This is a genomic window from Stenotrophomonas nitritireducens, assembly GCF_001700965.1.
In the GTDB taxonomy this organism is placed as follows: domain Bacteria; phylum Pseudomonadota; class Gammaproteobacteria; order Xanthomonadales; family Xanthomonadaceae; genus Stenotrophomonas; species Stenotrophomonas nitritireducens_A.
This window is the reverse complement of the sequence record NZ_CP016756.1, coordinates 1,897,500-1,913,725: the sequence shown is the minus strand read 5'-3', so window position 1 is coordinate 1,913,725 and position 16,226 is coordinate 1,897,500. Positions and strand designations below refer to the sequence as shown.

Here is a 16,226-nt window from a genome sequence, read left to right as displayed (position 1 = left end):
CCGGCCCAGTTGGAGGCACTATAGCCTTGGCGCCCAGTTCCGGGCCATAGGGGGGGACATGGATAAGTCGTTTGAGGACGGGACGGTCGACACCCCGGAGAGCGGATCTGTGCTCCGGGAGCGAGGCTCGCTGATTGACAAGGTCAATCGGGCCCGCCTCGAGCTGCTGGATCTATCGACTCGCAACCGGTTGCTTAGCGTTCCCAGGTCCGGCCACGCCAAGACGGTCGAAGTGATCAATGAGCTCGCGCAGGCGATGTATCAGACGCTCGTCATCGACGGAAAGCGCTTCACTTTCGCTGCAGGTAGGGCTGACCCAAAGACAGTCGCAGACGATGCAGTAGGCGAGGAGGGCGATCAGGCCGACTCAGTCGGTGCCGTCCAGGTGGAGGGTGTTGATGCGGAAGCGGACCTCACGCTTGTCGAGGATGAGCTGGACGACTTCGAACTTCTGGCGCAGCCGAACCTAGAGCTGGACGAGCAGGGTCGTCGCGTTAGCCACTGGGACGCCCAGTTGATGACGCGCTTGACACCGACCGGCTTGCAGAAGCGACTCTTAGATCTCTATGTTGATGCCCGCACGCTTCAAGAAGAGCAGGGCATCAACGTGCTCTACCTCGGTATTGGCTATCTAAAATGGCGTGCACCGACAACCCCTAAGATCGATCGATATGCGCCACTCGTGCTGGTGCCCGTCGCCTTGGAGCGCAGCAACGCAGGCGAGAAATTTCACCTCAGATGGCAGGGCGATGAGATCGTCGCCAACCTGTCGCTCCAGCTCTTCCTGCAACGTCAGTTTGAGATGAAGCTTCCCGAAATCGATGAGTTCGAAAGCCTCGACATCGATGACTACCTGTCCAAGGTTGCGTCACTGATTGAGGGCAAGCCTGATTGGGCAGTCATGCCGGACGATGCGGTATTGGGCCTATTCTCGTTTGCGAAGTTCATGATGTATCGGGATCTAGACCCTGTGAGCTGGGAGCAGTTTGGTGGCTTAGGAGCGCTCCGTGCACTTCGGGGCGTAGTTTCGGATGGATTCCCCGGCGCGGCTATTTCGACAAGCGAAGAGGACATTGACGCCACTGTAAGCCCGGAAGAGATGCGCCATGTCGTGGACAGCGACAGCTCCCAGTCCCTCGTTGTCCATGACGTGCTCAAGGGGCGGAGCATCGTCGTTCAAGGGCCGCCGGGGACCGGTAAGTCCCAAACCATCGCGAATGTTATCGCGGGGGCAATTGCCGATAATAAGCGCGTGTTGTTCGTGGCGGAGAAATTGGCGGCCCTAGAAGTTGTGAAGAGGCGCTTGGACCAAGTTCGACTCGGCGCCGCCTGTCTTGAGCTTCACAGCAACAAGGCGAACAAGCGAGCCCTACTGGAAGAACTTCGGCTCACATGGAACTTGAGCCCGCTGGCCGATGAGGACAGCGGCCCGATCGTTCGTCAGCTCATTGAGCGACGCGATTTGCTTAACGCCCATGCCTCGCGCCTGCACCAAGAAATGCTTCCGTCGAGACTGACGCCCTACGAAGTGTTCGGCAACCTTGTTCGGCTGCGTCGGGAGGGGCATGTTACGGCTCGCATTCGGCTTGATTCGCCTCTCGAGTGGACGTGGGAGAGGGTAGAGGAAAACCAGAAGCTGCTTCAGGACCTGTGCGACCGAGTCCTTACAATGGGCATCCCCGACCAGCACGCCTGGGCCGGTGTCGGGAATGATGCGCTGCTGCCGAACGATCGGGACCGGTTGATTGGGGAGATCGCTGAACTCGCCACTACTCTGAAGGAATGGAGGCAACGCACTGTCGAACTGGCCAGCGCTCTCGACCTTACATTCTCGGACAGCCTAGATGCGCCACAAGCCGCAATTGGCCGAACCAAGGTTCTGCTGACTGCGCCGGCTATCGGACCCGATGCACTCGCCGACGCGTCTTGGGAGACTCCTGCGGGCCTCGATAGCCTGATCGAAGACGTTCGGCGTGCGCAGGAGCTGCGCCGAACTTGTAACGAATTCGCGGCCGAATCGGCAATTGAACATGTATGGGAGCAAACGAGGCAAGAGTTGTCGAGTGTTCCTGGTGACTTCCTCCTCGGCAGGGAACTGTCTGTGATGCGCGATGCGCACCAGAAGCTGTCAGGCATGGGGTCTGACCTAGCCCGTCTAGCACAGTTGGTAGGGGAGCAGCGGCCGCTAACATTCGAGGTAATGGCTCATGTCTGCGCGCTTGCGGAGCGTGCAAGCTCAGCGCCGCAGATTGATCGCGATGCTTTAGTTGCTCGTATTTGGGAGCGAGGCGTTGATTCGGTCCAGAACTTGGTCGACTGGGTGCAACAGGTCCAGGCGGCCCGCCGTGAACTAAGTGAGGTTTTCCGCGACTCTGCGTGGTCTGCCAACCTTGAGGGCGCTCGGCTGCAAATCGCTAGCCGTACCGGGAGCCTCATGCGCTTTTTAAGCGGCGAGTGGCGTGCCGCAAATCGGCTGGTCCGCGCGCAGCTGCGAAATCCAAAGCTTCCAGCTGATTCTTTGCTGCCAGCACTGGACAAACTCCTTGACGCCCAGGCGGCGCTCCGCCGGGTCGAGGAGGGCAATGCTCAGGGTGAGGAAGCGTTCGGCGCTAACTGGGAGCGTGATCGCTCTGATACCGCTTTCTTAAGAGGCGTTGTAGCCTGGATGCGTAGCATGCGCCCGTTTGGGCTGGGCGCGCGCGAGCAAGTCGCCACCATTGGTGATAAAGGCTTAGCGGCTGAGTTGGCGGCTCGCCTTGGCCCAGGACTGGCCGAAGTCCAAGCCCTTTTGTCTCCCATACATGAATCATTGCTCACTAGCGGGCAGATGCTGTGGAGCGCGGTAGAGTCCTCGCTTCCAAGGGTTCCGCTGCTTCGATTGTTGGGCGACACGGCCCCGTTCGGACAGGCAATCTCGGTTTGCGATTCGCTGAACAACGCTCAGACGATGACCGTGTCACTGGCCCTCGAACGCATCGACGCTCTGACCAGCACTCAGGCTGCACTTGCCGCACTTGCTCAATTCGACCGGCAAGGCGAAGCCGCGTTCGGTGACCTGTGGCTAGGCCTCGCATCGGATGCTGCTGCGCTTCAAGATGCTTGTCTCTGGATGACCACCAATGCTGAGTTGAGGATGCTGGCCTCGCGCACCGTCGACGCCCAGCAGACGCTTGAGCAGGCGACAAATCAGCTTGAGGAAGCTGAAAGACTGGGCATAGAGCTTTCTGAGCTATTCACTGCTTTACGATTTGCGGGTAACGACGAGGTCGCATCGAATACCGCTGACGTCTCCGTGAATGCCACGATAGGCCAGCTCAAAGCGTGGGAAGCAGATCCGGAAGGGCTTCCGCAATGGGTTGCTTACATAGCTCAAGCAAATGTGGCCAAACGACGTGGACTGAAGAACTTCGTCGATGCGCTGGCGACCGGTGTCTTAACTCCTGATGAGGCCCGGGGCACGTTCGATCTAGCCTATTATGAGGCGGTTCTGTCAGCAATGGTTGCGCGGGCCCCCGAGCTGGCGACGTTCGACGGGAAAAAGCAGACCGAGCTTGTCGAGTCGTTCTGCGAGCTAGACCGAAGCCGCATTGACCTGGCTCGGCGGCAGGTTTCGCGCTCGCATCGCGAGCGAATCCCGTCGAAGAATGGGGCAGCGGGCCCTGTGGCGGTGATTCTCGGCGAGATGGCGAAGAAGAGAAGCCACCTCCCTATTCGCCAACTGATGGTGTCGGCGGCGCCTGCCATCCAGGCACTCAAGCCGGTTTTCATGATGAGCCCGCTGTCGGTGGCGCAATTTCTACCGCCAGGTGCGGTGGAATTTGATCTTTTGGTCATCGACGAGGCAAGTCAGGTCCAGCCAATCGACGCCTTGGGTGCCATTGCCCGCGCCAAGCAACTGGTCATCGTAGGGGACGAGCGTCAATTGCCGCCCACGCGGTTCTTCTCAAGAGCTCTGGGCGATTCGTCCACACCCGTGGATGAGTCCGCAGCGCCGGCGGACGTTGAGAGTATCTTGGGACTGTGTCTGGCGCGGGGGCTGCCGGACAGAATGCTCCAGTGGCACTACCGAAGCCGCCACCAGTCTCTAATTGCGGTGTCCAATAGTCAGTTCTACGAGAACAAGCTACTGATCGTGCCAAGCCCCTACACGAGTGAGGCGGGCGTGGGTCTGCGGTTCCATCACCTGCCCGACGCCGTTTATGATCGTGGTGGCACTAGCACCAACGCGCGTGAGGCGAAGGCGGTTGCCATGGCGGTCATTGCTCACGCGCAAACGACACCGCATCTTACCTTGGGGGCTGCCGCTTTCTCGACACAGCAACGACGGGCAATCTTTGACGAAGTGGAACTGCTGCGTCGCCAACACCCTGAGACCGAAGGTTTCTTCACGGCACACGCCCATGAGCCGTTCTTCGTCAAAAGCTTGGAGAACATCCAGGGCGATGAACGCGATGTCATCTTCATTTCTATCGGCTATGGCCGAGATTCGCGCGGCGGGGTGAGTATGAACTTCGGTCCGGTCAGTAGCGAAGGCGGCGAACGACGTCTCAACGTGCTCATCAGTCGCGCCAAACAACGATGTGAGGTCTTTTCGTCCATCACTGACGAAGACATCGATCTCAGTCGAGGCAAGGGCAAGGGCACTGCTGCACTCAAACTGTTCTTGCACTATGCCCGCACAGGGCGCCTCCATATTGCCGACGAAGCTGTAGAGCAGCGCAAAAAGACGTTTGAGCAGGAGGTTGCAAAAGCGCTCATCGGTCGTGGCTACGACCTTCACATGAACGTGGGGGTGGCCGGCTTCTTCGTCGACATTGCTATCGCCGATCCGGAGAGGCCAGGGCGCTACATCATTGGTATCGAATGCGACGGAGACTCCTACCGCAGGTCCAACGGTGCGCGTGATCGGGACCGTTTACGTGACCAGGCGCTGCGCGATAAAGGCTGGCAAGTCCAAAGGGTATGGAGTGCGGAATGGTTCCTCAGGCCTGCCGCGGAACTTGATGCCTTGGTGCGCGTCATCGAGCGTTCAAAACTGGAGCCGGACCCCTTTGAGGCAGAGACGGTATCTCGGCCGCGCGCCGTTCCAGTCAACATCGAGAGCGTGGAACACGACGACTTCGTCGAAGTGGGTCTGGTTAGCTCTGACGAGTTACCTCGCACCGAGCCTTATGTGGAAGCCAACTTCGCGGTGCCCAGCCAGCAACAGGAGTTGCATGCAGTTCCAGCAATGCGGATGGCAGGTTTTGTGCGCGACTTGGTTCACGTCGAGGGCCCAATCCATCGGTCAGAGGCCGTTGTTCGCATTCGTTCTCTATGGGGGTTGCAACGGGCCGGAGGGCGCATCCAGAGTGCGGTGGATGAGGGCGTTCGGCGGGCGGTTGAAGACGGTCTGGTGTTGCAGGATGGGGAGTTCCTCCTGTGGCCTGGTCGCGCTATTCGAGTGAGGGACAGAAGCAGCGTTCATTCCCTGAGCCTGCGTCGACCCGAGTTGCTTCCACCTATGGAGATGGATGTCGCGATCTTGGAACTGGTGCGCGAGAACCTAGGGGCATCATTGGACGAAGTAGCACTCCACGTGTCGCGTCGGCTGGGCTTCCGAACGACGAGCGCGCAGCTGCGAGCGGCTCTGGTGGCTAGGGCCGAAACACTTTTGGCGCGTGGTGTCTTGGACCTCCGGAATGGATTGTTGGTGGAGCGAGCTGTTCAACAGTGATCGTGCTCGAGCTGCTGTAAAGACGGGGGAAGTGGGCAATGCTGGTCTTAGTCCCCCACCAGTGAATGCGGAGCCCAGCGATGGGAAATCCTGGACGAATCGGCTTCGAGTTGCTCGTCAATGATCTGAGATAGAAGTCGTCCACGAATTGCAAGGTTCGCATGGCTAATAGCTTCCCCGCATGCGTTCGCCCACCCTTTTGCCACGAGATCAGCCCAAGGCACCACGTCGGGATCCATGCGCAGGGGATGCCCGTGCCATGGCAGTTGCATACCCGCTGAGCGCGGATGTGAGCACCAAGCACAACGCCAGGAACGCGAAAATGAGTGGGCCTTCGGCGCAGTAGAGCGAGCCCAGCAACACGCTGGACCTCATGGCTTCCTGGCCGCCGCCCAGCGCGAGCAGCCCGAGCGGACCCAAGATCACACTAGGGAGGATCATGGCAGCCGGGCCGGTGGGCGGATGCAACGGCCGGTATGGCGAGCGTGTCCGGATTTTTGTGTGCACGGGATTTTGAATCGCCTCGGTTTGGAGCCGGGCATCATTCGTGAGCATTTCCGAACCTGGCCACTGGGCGTTAAGCGACCCAAAGCCGCCAGTCATGCGACAGCGCCTTGGTGGTTGGCGTGGATGCGAGCTATTCGCTTACTTGCGTAATTGGCTTTTGGCTAGGGATTCAATTTGTCTGGCGATCCGATCGAAGGGCTCGATGCTCTGCTCGGCGCGGCAAAGGACCACCGCGCCTTCCAGGCTCGCGATCACGAGTGTCGCCAAGTCCGCAGCCTCATCCTTGCCAATGCCGCCGGATGCGAACGATTTCTCCAGGCGTCGGCGCCAGCCAGCGAAAACCTTGGCGGCCGCTTCGCGTGGTGCATCCCCCTCTGGAACCAGCGGCTCGTCGATGGCAGCGGCCATCACCGGGCATCCGATCCGGAACTTGGATCGCACCAGAATGTCTCGCCAGCTGGCAATGAACTGACCAAGTCCTGCTGGATTGCCTGCTTGCAGGTAAAGGTCGAGTCCGGCATCGACGCGCGCACCGGCAAGCGCGATTGCTTCGACGATGACCTGGTCCTTGCCCCGGGGAAAATGATGATAGGTCGACCCCAAGGGTGCATCGGCGCGCTTCGCCAACTCGCGGATGCTGGTGGCATTGAGGCCATGGCGAGCGAGCATGTCGGCAGCGGCGACCACCATGCGCTGTCGCGAATCCAGGGCGGGCTTGGTCATCGGCGCACCTTGTTATGACGGTCGTCATAGTCTACGCTCCTCGACTATAACAAGTGTCATAGGGCGGAATCGAGCCATGAACGAGGTGCGTTCCACCACGCTGACAGCGGCGGATGGTTATCGGCTGGGCGCCACCCGCTACCCGGCGATGGGGCCGTTGCGTGGTCGCATCATCGTGGCCAGTGCCACCGCGGTCCCGCAGGGTTTCTACAAGCGTTTCGCCGAGCATGCCCGCCGGCGCGGCCATGAGATCCTGACCTTCGACTACCGCGGCATCGGCCAGTCGCGGCCTCCTTCGTTGAAGGGATTTCGCATGGATCTGCTCGACTGGGCCAGGCAAGACCTTGCCGCAGCGGTGGATGCCATGCCGGAGGATGGCGTGCCGCTGTTCATCGCGGGGCACTCGTACGCCGGGCACGCGTTCGGCCTGCTTCCCAACCATGCCAAGGTCGCCGGATTCCATGTCTCCGGTACCGGTGCGGGTTGGCATGGCTGGATGCCGCTCGGCGAGCGGATCAAGGTGCGAGCGCTGTGGGCCGTGCTGGGTCCGGTGACCCGCTGGAAGGGCTATTCGCCGTGGAAGACTCTCGGCATGGGCGAGGACATTCCGGAGGACGCATTCCGACAGTGGCGCCACTGGTGTCGTTTTCCCCACTATTTTTTCGATGATCCGGCGATGAGCGGGATTGAGGCATCCTACGCCACGGTCACGACGCCAATCATCGCGGCCAACGCACTCGATGACCTGTGGGCAGCGCCCGCATCGCGCGATGCGTTCGTGAAAGCCTACAGCAACGCTCCGCTGACGAAACGTGACATCGACCCGCGCAGCCTGGGACGGGCCATCGGACACATGGGCTATTTCCGCCAGAGTGCTGAACCACTGTGGGACGAGATGCTGGACTGGTTTGGATCATTGCCCAAGGGGCGTGCCGTAGAGAAGCTCTCCAGGTTTGATTCACTGCCAAGCCGGCAGACCGCATGAGCTTCCCGGCCGCGCACTTGATACGCCTGGGTTTGATGCTGCTCGCAACAGCGATAAGCAGCATCCTTCACTACGTCGACAACCTGCTGTTCTTCCCATGAATACCCGGAGCCGCCGTGGATCAATCGAGCCATGATCGACGCGTTCTGGTTCGTCATGACGCCACTGGCATTTGCAGGATGGTTGGCGATCAAACGTGGTCATCCGGTAGCCGGGCCCTTGCTCCTGATGGGTTATGCCGGTTGCAACCTGCTATCGCTAGGGCACTACCTCTACGCACCGTTGCACGCCATCAGCGGAAGGATCCATGCCTTCATCCTGCTGGAATCATTTTTAGCGGTGGCGTTGTTGTGCATCTTGGCGCGTACGGCATTCGCACGACATCACGCGCGTCATGGATCGGATGTGAACTGCTTCGACGCGAACGACCGCTTCTGGCCGCAGGGCGTCATGCGACCCAAAGCGGGCATACACCGCCTAGAGACCATCGGGCGATACATAACCTGAGTTCCGTTCGCACAAGAATCTGCACACGCTCGATGCAGATCCGCCTCAATGCAAGGCCACAAGTCGCTATCGTGCGAAAGCAAACCGTAGAGCACGTGTTCGGCACGCTCAAGGCGTGGCTGGGCACGACGCCACTGCTGACGAAGACGCTTCCGAAGGTCAGAACAGAGATCAGCCTGGCGGTTCTGGCTTACAACATGAAGCGCATGATCAAGATTGTCGGAATGCAAGGCATGCTGAGAGCGATCACGGCCTGAGAGACTTGGTTCATTGCTTTGACGAAACCGCTTGAACCGGATGCGCTCTCCCCGAAAGGTCATCGGCAAAGAGTTTTCACACAGCCTCGGCCGACAGCGGACGTTAACTTTGACCTGGAACTTCTTCCTGGAGGCTTCCCAGGATGTCTGGCTCGGATTTACGGGTGGGCGACAGTTGTTCAAGGCGTTAGGTTAGCCAGTGCTGCGGCCGCATCTTACCGGTGCGCTGTCTGACACATCTCTGGACTTCAATCCATACCGGCTTCTTGCCCTAGTCTATCGAATGCATAACGGGGTACGCGAGTCGTGCGGCCAGCCTCTGCCGATACATCCCGTGCGCAATGCATCGAATACGTGCAAGCAGTACCACAGGTGTACTGACCTTGTGAGCAGGCCATCACTACTGAACAACTAGCGCCCAGGTTGGGCCCCGTTCGTCATATCGGTAAAGAAACCCCTCTTGGTCGACCTGGATGGCAACGCGTCCTTCCGTGTCGATCACGCGACTTATTCCCAGCATACTTTGCGAGATTGGGGCGTGCTGGGAAGATCGCTCTATTTTTTCGGAAATGCTGGGTTTCGCGGACTTTACCTTGCGCAGTTCCCCGCCCGGGCCCTGAAGGAAAATTTCAATTTTGGGCATGGCTATTTCCAGTAGAGGCTGGACAAATTGGTTGCAGATGGCTGTTTGCCAATGCCTCGCCCCCTCGAAGGCGAAGTCGAGGCGTTGGTGGATTCTTAGCTTGAAGCTCGCCCCCAGCTTCGTGGAAGATCAGTCTGAGCAAATCTCGTTCCAGAACTGGATCAAATCTTGAAGCACTTCTGGTGGCTCCCCATTGTGGTCTTCACCGAGATACGGAGCCTCGCGACGCCACTCTTTCGTGCAGAATTTTTGCAGGATGCTGCCGTCGGTTTCGCTGCAGGCCATGTACCACTGACGGAAATAGGTTGCTTCAACAGGACCGTTGAAGAGTTCCTCGATCCGGGCATGCTTTGAGGATTCCTGTATGCGTGAGTAGATCTTGCTCACACCGTAGTCAGGCCCTTCCAGATACTGAAAGAATCGGCTTCCATCGTAAAGTAAAACTCCGGTCACACCTTGGATCTGGTTCCTAGCGCGAGCGTCGATCAACAGTCGATCAACATCTTCTGTTGTCAGGCCTGCGACTGCGGTGCTCGCATAAGCAATCGCGTGATATTGCATTCGTTTATCCTGATGATGACAGCATTTCTGTCGTCCAGATTGGCACATCCCCACCGTTCTTGTGGGAGTTTTTTGTGCCGGTCTGTCGCCATCGAATGCCCTGGCTTTTTTTGCTGAAGGCTTTGCTGCTCTTGCTCGTTCGGGAGCGAAATGCCATGTCCATGCCTGGCCAAAGGCACAGCAACCCAATGGCTAAGGGAGCTCAATGAGGTTCACGGTCTTGGATAGGAGTGGCCTTACCAATATTTTGTAGCCATCGTGATCAAAGCCTGGGGCTGGTTTTGACAGTTTCTTCGCAGCGGCCTTGTCGGGCGCGCTTCCCAGATAGGACCAATTGCGGACCACGTGAATCTGCTCCAAGTCGCTGGAGCGTTCAATGATCCCTACTGCACCTGGTTAGGGCCATGCTTGTTCTTGGCGTTTCACAAGGGCTGATAGAAGTCGATGTCGATGAGTGTCATCAGTCTCTTTTCCACAACAAACCCCAAGGCATCGATGAATCGAGTGGCGAAAGCAGGAGCGTCCAACCCGCAGCTTCTCGATTCCAAGCCGGCTGTAGCAAAGCAGGTGAGTGTCGGCGATAGCTCGCAAGCCCGCGATAGCGGCATGCCTGTTGGCGAACAGGCCATAGCTGGGTGCACCACCTGCTTCATGGACGTTAGCGATGGTGAGCTCACCATGCCCGAAAGTCAGTGTGCACAGCTTCCGGTTGCGCCTCATGCGATGGTTGAACAGCGGCTGGTGGTGTTTGATTTGCTGCGCTTCAAGCAACTTGGCACCGATGTCGCCAGCGGTGCGAATGAACGAGAAATTGAGAGTCGGACTATTCAGTCGCGCATCATTCGCGGATCTCAGGTGGTCGAGGACCCGAGTGCGGATATGGATGCTCTTGCCTATATAGAGGGGTACTCCGCCGTGGCCATGGAAAGTGTAGGTGCCAGGGGCATGGGGGAGGTCGCGAGTGAGCGCGCGTAGATCGGATAACGATTCCATTGGAAACAAGCGTAGCGTCCAACTCTTATTGCTGCAGCGACGGGTTGTTCAGGTGTTCGAGCGAGCGCAAGGAGAGGGCTTTGGCGGACGGCTTCGAGTGGGCTGACGCGGGCTTACAGGGCAGCTTGTATGACGGATGCCAGCGTCACACCAAGCCCGATGCAAAAGGCAGATAACCATAGCGAGGGTCGGCGCGAATGCGGCGGCGCGGTCTTCATACAGCTTCCAAAAGCTGGCTTATGAGTGCTTATGCTCCACTATGCAGGGTGAAGTTGATGTGTCCTGACTTGCTGTTCTCATCACGAAAAAGCCCGGCCGGAGCCGGGCTTTTGTTCAGCCGATTACCAGGCTCCAGTGGATCTCAGAGTCCGGGTATTTGAAGCGGAATCCGTCGTAGTCAGACTGAACGGCAATGTTTCCATTCTCGTCTACCAACGTCTTCACTTCGATCTCTGAGATCGAGCGATTCTTGATGCGAATGCTGTCGACACTGCCGGTAAACAATCGCTTGTTTTGGCGTGACAGAATGCTCACCGAGCGGCGTTGCTGACCTGGCCCTTCCAGGTACATTGCGACTGACCCCATGGAAAATCTCCCTTTGACTTTTTCAAGACATCCTCCGGTCCCGCTAGAGGAGCGCAGATGATTCCTTCATCTCTGTGAAGATCGAGTCAGCGCGAACTGGAGCTAGTTCGTTGAGTGTACATTTCGGCGCTTCCGCCCCCCCGCAGTGAAGCGTTGGACGTCGGCGAGGATCGAGGGCTTGGAGGCCTCGCATCATCCCCCGAAAGGCGTGGAAGGGAGTGCCCAAGCGGACCAACCAGGAGGCGATCAGCTCGACTACCTAGCTGAGGTTTAACAGGCTCGTGGGAAAAGTGAAGTCTTCGCCTTACGACGTTCTTACACATTGTGATCAATGTCGGCTAAGCAGGCTGCCTGAGGCGCGCAAATCGGCGCTGTGCAGCGTATTGGCCGGCTAGCTGGATCCAAGGATGCCCGTTGCTTATGATCAGTTCAGCGACAATTATGCGTTGCGGATTGCAACCCTTGTCACGAGATCGATTGGGGGCATGCACGGGGGCATTATGGTTGTTCTAATTTTTGAAAATTCATGATAATCAGATGGATGTAGAATTTATTTGAATCCCTCCGGGGCGCCAGATTCAACCCGCTCACTGCGCGGGTCGCCAAAGCCCCGCACTGACGGGGCTTTTGCTTGTCCGCAGTCCGCCCGCCGCTGTTGCTGACGACGGCCAGCAGCGCATGCAGCGCTGACCATGCCGCCTACGTTGCGGCTCAGCTCGCCCAGCCGCAACCGGCGGCATGCTGCCTGGATTGGCGTCGGCTGGCGCGCAGGGCGCGGCCTACCCGTGATTCGGTGCTGCGCTCAAGCACACAATCGATGTAATCGGCTGCCAGCAGCAGCCCATCCAGATCGACATGACAGCCGATCCCCAACGCGTCGAACGCATGCACCAGGTCCTCGGTAGCCAGGCTGCCAGCGGCGCCCGGGGCATGGCGGTCGCCACCAAGCCCTGAAATGGCGCCATCAAAGGCGCGCACGCCATGTTCCAGCGCTTCGATCGTGTTGGCGATGCCAAACCCGTAGGTGTCACGGAAGTGTGCGGCCAGCCAATGCAGCGGCACCTCCACCGCGCATGCGCGCAGCAGTTTGCCTACCGATGCGGGCGTGCCGGAGCCGGTGGTATCGCACAGGCTGACCTCACGGCAGCCCATGGTGTGGAGCGCCGCCACGGCGCGGGCGACCTCTGCCGGTGCCACCGCACCGCTGAGCGGGCAGTGGATGACGGTGAAAAGCGTGGCGCGTACCTGGATGCCAAGCGCCAGTGCGTGCTCGGCGATCTGGTCGGCACGGCGCAGGCTCTCGCTGCTGCTGCAGTTGAGGTTGGCGCGGCACCAGGCGTTGGACGCGGCCGCGCTGATGGTGATGTCGCGACAACCGGCAGCAATGGCCAATTCCAGTGCCTTGATGTCGGCCACTCTCACCGAACGGATGCGGTCGATGGGTGCGACGCCCAGCTGCGTGCACAGCGCAGCGCTATCGGCCATCTGCGGGAGCAGGCGCGATGTGCTGAACGCACCGACTTCCATCTCCGTGATGCCGGCCGATTCCAGCAGTTCGATCAGGTTGATGCGCACCGCCGTGGGCAGCAGCTTGGTCTGGTGCTGCAAGCCGCTGCATGCACCGACCTCGATGATGCGCACACGATCTTCGTCCTCGTTGCCCCCGGCCATCATTGCCTGCGCAGCACATCGAGCAGGTCGATGGCATATTCGCAGCGGATCTGCCCGGCGTTGTGCAGCGACCGCGCCAGCGTGGTGATTTCATCGCCACGTGCGCCGGCCAGCAAGGCCAGATCGTGTGCGTGCAGGCCTGCCTGGTTATGCGTGGCCGTGCCGGCATCGGCGTGCAGGCTGGCAAGGCTGTGCGCCAGACCGATGGCCGCAATGGCGTGCTTGGCCTCGAGGATGCCGGATACACCGGTAGTTGCCGACATGTCGTGCTCCACCAGGGCGGTGATCAGGGGCAGCGCGATCCTGCCGCACAGGCGGCCACGATGATCGCGATACCAGATGCACAACGGCGCATCGGGATCGCTCTGCGCGGTCCACACACTGTTGTGGAGCGCCCCCGCGGGTGTACTGGTGGCCAGCATGGAGTTGACCACAGCCACGATGCCGGCGTTGTGCAGGGCCATGCGGCCAGGCGTGGTGCAGATGTGGCGGTGCAGGTGGACAATGCGGGCGGCCATGGCATCGGCCTGTTGTGGGGCCAGTGCGAAGCAGTGCCCGTCCAGCGCCACCTGCGCGCACAACAGCTGGCGGTCGGCGATGTCGCTTATCGACGTCCTGTTGCGTGTGCCATGGGTCAGTTGTTCGATCAGGGGCGCCATCCTCGCGATCAGCATGTCGAGGACGCGGCCCTCGGAACGGTCCGGCACCTCGACGATCAGATCAACCTCAAGACACGCACCCAGTTGGCGGGACTGGCGCGCATGCACGGCGATGTCCTTGCAGCCGCCGCCCAGCGCCACCAGCATCGGGTTCATCGTGTTGGCCAGGCCGATCAGCTCATTGCGCAGACGCAGCACCTGCAGGCGCGCATTGTAGACATCGTCGATGCCGGTGAACTGGATGCGCGAGCGGATCAGCGGGCTTGCGCGAAAGGTGATGAAGCCGCCTGCCTGGCGTGCAAGCTCCGCGATGCGGCGGACCCCGGCACTCCACTCCACATCTGCTGGCACCGGGATGCGCAGCTCGGCGCCATTGATCAGCAGGTCTTCCATGAACGTATGCGCGTTCGCATGCATGTCTTGGTTGGCGACCAGCGCAGGAGAAACCATGGGTGGATGGGTCGACCCAGGGTGTTCCGCATGTGTGCCATTCGCACATGCAGGTGCGAGCGTCGCAGTCGATGCAAGCGGTGCTGACGTTGCATGCCTTGCATGCAACGGATGTGCGGAAGTTGCGTTCACATGCATCCTTTCGATTGCGTTCGTGTCGAGCAGGATTGCGCAAAGTGCAAGCAGTAATGTGCTCCGCCAGACACGTGCGGCAGATACAGTTTTTTCGGACAGCGCATGACCGAATGTGGATCCGCCAATTCATCTCTAAATGTCTATTTATGCTCTTTACAGCGTGCGCGGACGCGTAGATACAGTTAGCGCCCGAAAAATTTTGTATGGATTTTTATGCGCTCTGAACCACGTAAGATTTCATTGGCGGAAAAAGTTGCCATGGATATTGGCCGCCAGATATTAGCCGGCGTGTTGAAGCCCGGCGACAAGCTGCCTTCGTTGCGCGAGTACGCGCGATTGAATGGCTATTCCAAGAACACGGTGATCTCGGCATTCGATCTGCTTGGCGAGCGAGCACTGGTGGAAGCACAACACGGCAAAGGTTTTTTTGTGCGTGGTGTGGAGGCGCCGCCGGAACGCGACATCGATGAAGAGCCGGTCGGCTACAGCCGCGTGATCGACACGTTGTGGCTGATGCGGCAGCAGGCCATCCGCGAACCGGGACGCTCGCATCTGGCCGAGGGTTTTCCGCCGGTTGACTGGTTGACGTACATGCGCCTGGACCGCTTCCACCGGCAGGTGGCACGCAGTGGCAGCGGCAGCCTGTTCCGCTACGGCAACCGCTATGGCTACCTGCCGTTGCGCCAGCAGCTGATCCGGCGCATGGCGATGCACGGCATGGAGCTGGGTCCGCGCCAGCTGGTGACCACCTTTGGCGCCAACCATGCGTTGGACCTGATTATCCGACGCTACGTCGCGCCGGGTGACACGGTGCTGGTCGAACAACCCGGCTACTACCCGTTGTTCGGCAAACTGCAGCTGCAGGGCGCCAAGTCGATCGCGATCACGCGGCGTGTGGACGGCCCGGACCTGGCCGAGTTCGAAGCCGCATTGCAGACCAGCAAGGCGCGCGTTTTCTTCATGCAGTCCACCGCGCACAACCCCACCGGCACCGATGTATCCCCCGAGGTTGGCAAGCGCCTGCTGGAGTTGGCGGCCGCGCACAATGTGCTGATCGTCGAGAACGACGCCATGGCCGATTTCAAGCCCAACTCGGCGTTCCGGCTGTCCTCGCTGTCGCAGTTCAGGAACACCTTGTACGTGGGCAGCTTCTCCAAGTCGGTGTCCGCCGCACTGCGCAGCGGTTTCATTGCCGGCGAGAACTCGCACGTCGAGGAACTGGCCGACCTGAAGATGCTGCTGCACATCGGCAGCAGCGAGTACGGCGAGCGTGTGCTGGAGGCAATTCTCCGCGAAGGCAATTTCCTGCGCCACGTGGGCCGCCTGCAGGACCGCGTACGTGCGGCCACCGCCGAAGGCCTGGAGGTATTGCATCGGCTGGATGCAACGGTCTACGCCGCGCCGGAGCAGAGTCTGTATCTGTGGGCACGATTCAGGGGCATTGACGACACCCGGCTGCTGACTTCGCGGCTGTTGTCACGCGGGGTGGTACTGGCCCCGGGCGCGTTCTTCAATGTCGATACGGAACAGGTGTCGCCGTGGACGCGGTTGAATGTTGCGTACTTGAACGATGGTGTGTTCATCGACAGCATCCGCGAAGAGTTGGATCAGGTGCCAGCGATGGCCTGAGCGCTGTTGTGCGGTGCCGGCAAGCGGCACCGCACGTTGGCGCGCATGTGTTGTTCGCAGACGGTGCGTGCGGCAGTGGCTGCCATGGGCGGGAATCGCCGCCGGTGCACGCCAGTAATATGCAAGGCAACGCCTTCACCCCGGCATTCGCAGGCGCCGTTGGAGCACGCCGATGATGGTGGCGGCAGCAGGCCGCCCGTTCCGT

At 59.8% G+C, this 16,226-nt stretch carries 10 protein-coding genes and 1 pseudogene; 6 read left to right on the top strand and 5 right to left on the bottom strand.

Features of this window, described 5'->3' with window-relative positions; translation table 11 throughout:
* The first annotated feature begins 58 nt into the window (after positions 1-58).
* Positions 59-5,716 carry a DUF3320 domain-containing protein gene (locus BCV67_RS08080; protein ID WP_062171530.1) on the top strand — a complete coding sequence of 1,886 codons (5,658 nt, stop codon included), beginning with the start codon at positions 59-61 and terminating at the stop codon, positions 5,714-5,716.
* Between the two features lie 645 nt (positions 5,717-6,361).
* Here BCV67_RS08080 and BCV67_RS08070 read toward each other — a convergent pair.
* Positions 6,362-6,946, bottom strand: coding sequence for a TetR/AcrR family transcriptional regulator (locus BCV67_RS08070; protein ID WP_062167440.1), 585 nt, complete (start codon positions 6,944-6,946; stop codon positions 6,362-6,364).
* A 76-nt stretch (positions 6,947-7,022) separates the two neighbouring features.
* On the opposite strand from BCV67_RS08070, the gene BCV67_RS08065 reads away from it, so the two are divergent.
* The 3 genes and pseudogenes from BCV67_RS08065 to BCV67_RS08055 form a co-directional block, all read left to right on the top strand.
* Positions 7,023-7,931: an alpha/beta hydrolase family protein gene (locus BCV67_RS08065; protein ID WP_062167438.1), complete on the top strand. Its 909-nt coding sequence runs from the start codon at positions 7,023-7,025 to the stop codon at positions 7,929-7,931.
* Positions 7,932-8,063: 132 nt separating this feature from the next.
* Complete coding sequence (locus BCV67_RS08060; protein ID WP_062167436.1) at positions 8,064-8,438, top strand: hypothetical protein; 375 nt, start codon at positions 8,064-8,066, stop codon at positions 8,436-8,438.
* Between the two features lie 29 nt (positions 8,439-8,467).
* Positions 8,468-8,695, top strand: a pseudogene (locus BCV67_RS08055) (transposase); the annotation flags it as partial.
* 772 nt (positions 8,696-9,467) lie between these two features.
* Here BCV67_RS08055 and BCV67_RS08045 read toward each other — a convergent pair.
* Complete coding sequence (locus BCV67_RS08045) at positions 9,468-9,899, bottom strand: BLUF domain-containing protein (protein ID WP_062167430.1); 432 nt, start codon at positions 9,897-9,899, stop codon at positions 9,468-9,470.
* A 450-nt stretch (positions 9,900-10,349) separates the two neighbouring features.
* On the opposite strand from BCV67_RS08045, the gene BCV67_RS20020 reads away from it, so the two are divergent.
* Positions 10,350-10,874 (top strand): hypothetical protein, encoded by a 525-nt coding sequence (locus tag BCV67_RS20020; protein WP_172837733.1) that lies wholly within the window; start codon positions 10,350-10,352, stop codon positions 10,872-10,874.
* 351 nt (positions 10,875-11,225) lie between these two features.
* Here the strand turns inward: BCV67_RS20020 and BCV67_RS08035 are convergent, their stop codons facing one another.
* The 3 genes from BCV67_RS08035 to BCV67_RS08025 all read right to left on the bottom strand — a co-directional run bounded on the left by BCV67_RS08035 (position 11,226) and on the right by BCV67_RS08025 (position 14,200).
* Positions 11,226-11,477, bottom strand: a complete 252-nt coding sequence (locus BCV67_RS08035) for a hypothetical protein (protein ID WP_065868077.1) — start codon at positions 11,475-11,477, stop codon at positions 11,226-11,228.
* Positions 11,478-12,188: 711 nt separating this feature from the next.
* Complete coding sequence (locus BCV67_RS08030) at positions 12,189-13,151, bottom strand: hydroxymethylglutaryl-CoA lyase (RefSeq protein ID WP_062167424.1); 963 nt, start codon at positions 13,149-13,151, stop codon at positions 12,189-12,191.
* Complete coding sequence (locus BCV67_RS08025) at positions 13,148-14,200, bottom strand: hypothetical protein (RefSeq protein WP_156455793.1); 1,053 nt, start codon at positions 14,198-14,200, stop codon at positions 13,148-13,150. Before BCV67_RS08025 ends, BCV67_RS08030 begins: the two co-directional genes overlap by 4 nt.
* Positions 14,201-14,605: 405 nt before the next feature.
* Here BCV67_RS08025 and BCV67_RS08020 point away from each other — a divergent pair, with 405 nt between their 5' ends.
* The gene (locus tag BCV67_RS08020) at positions 14,606-16,021 is read left to right on the top strand and encodes a PLP-dependent aminotransferase family protein (protein WP_065868076.1); all 1,416 of its coding nucleotides are present in this window, start codon (positions 14,606-14,608) and stop codon (positions 16,019-16,021) included.
* The last annotated feature ends 205 nt before the right edge of the window (positions 16,022-16,226 follow it).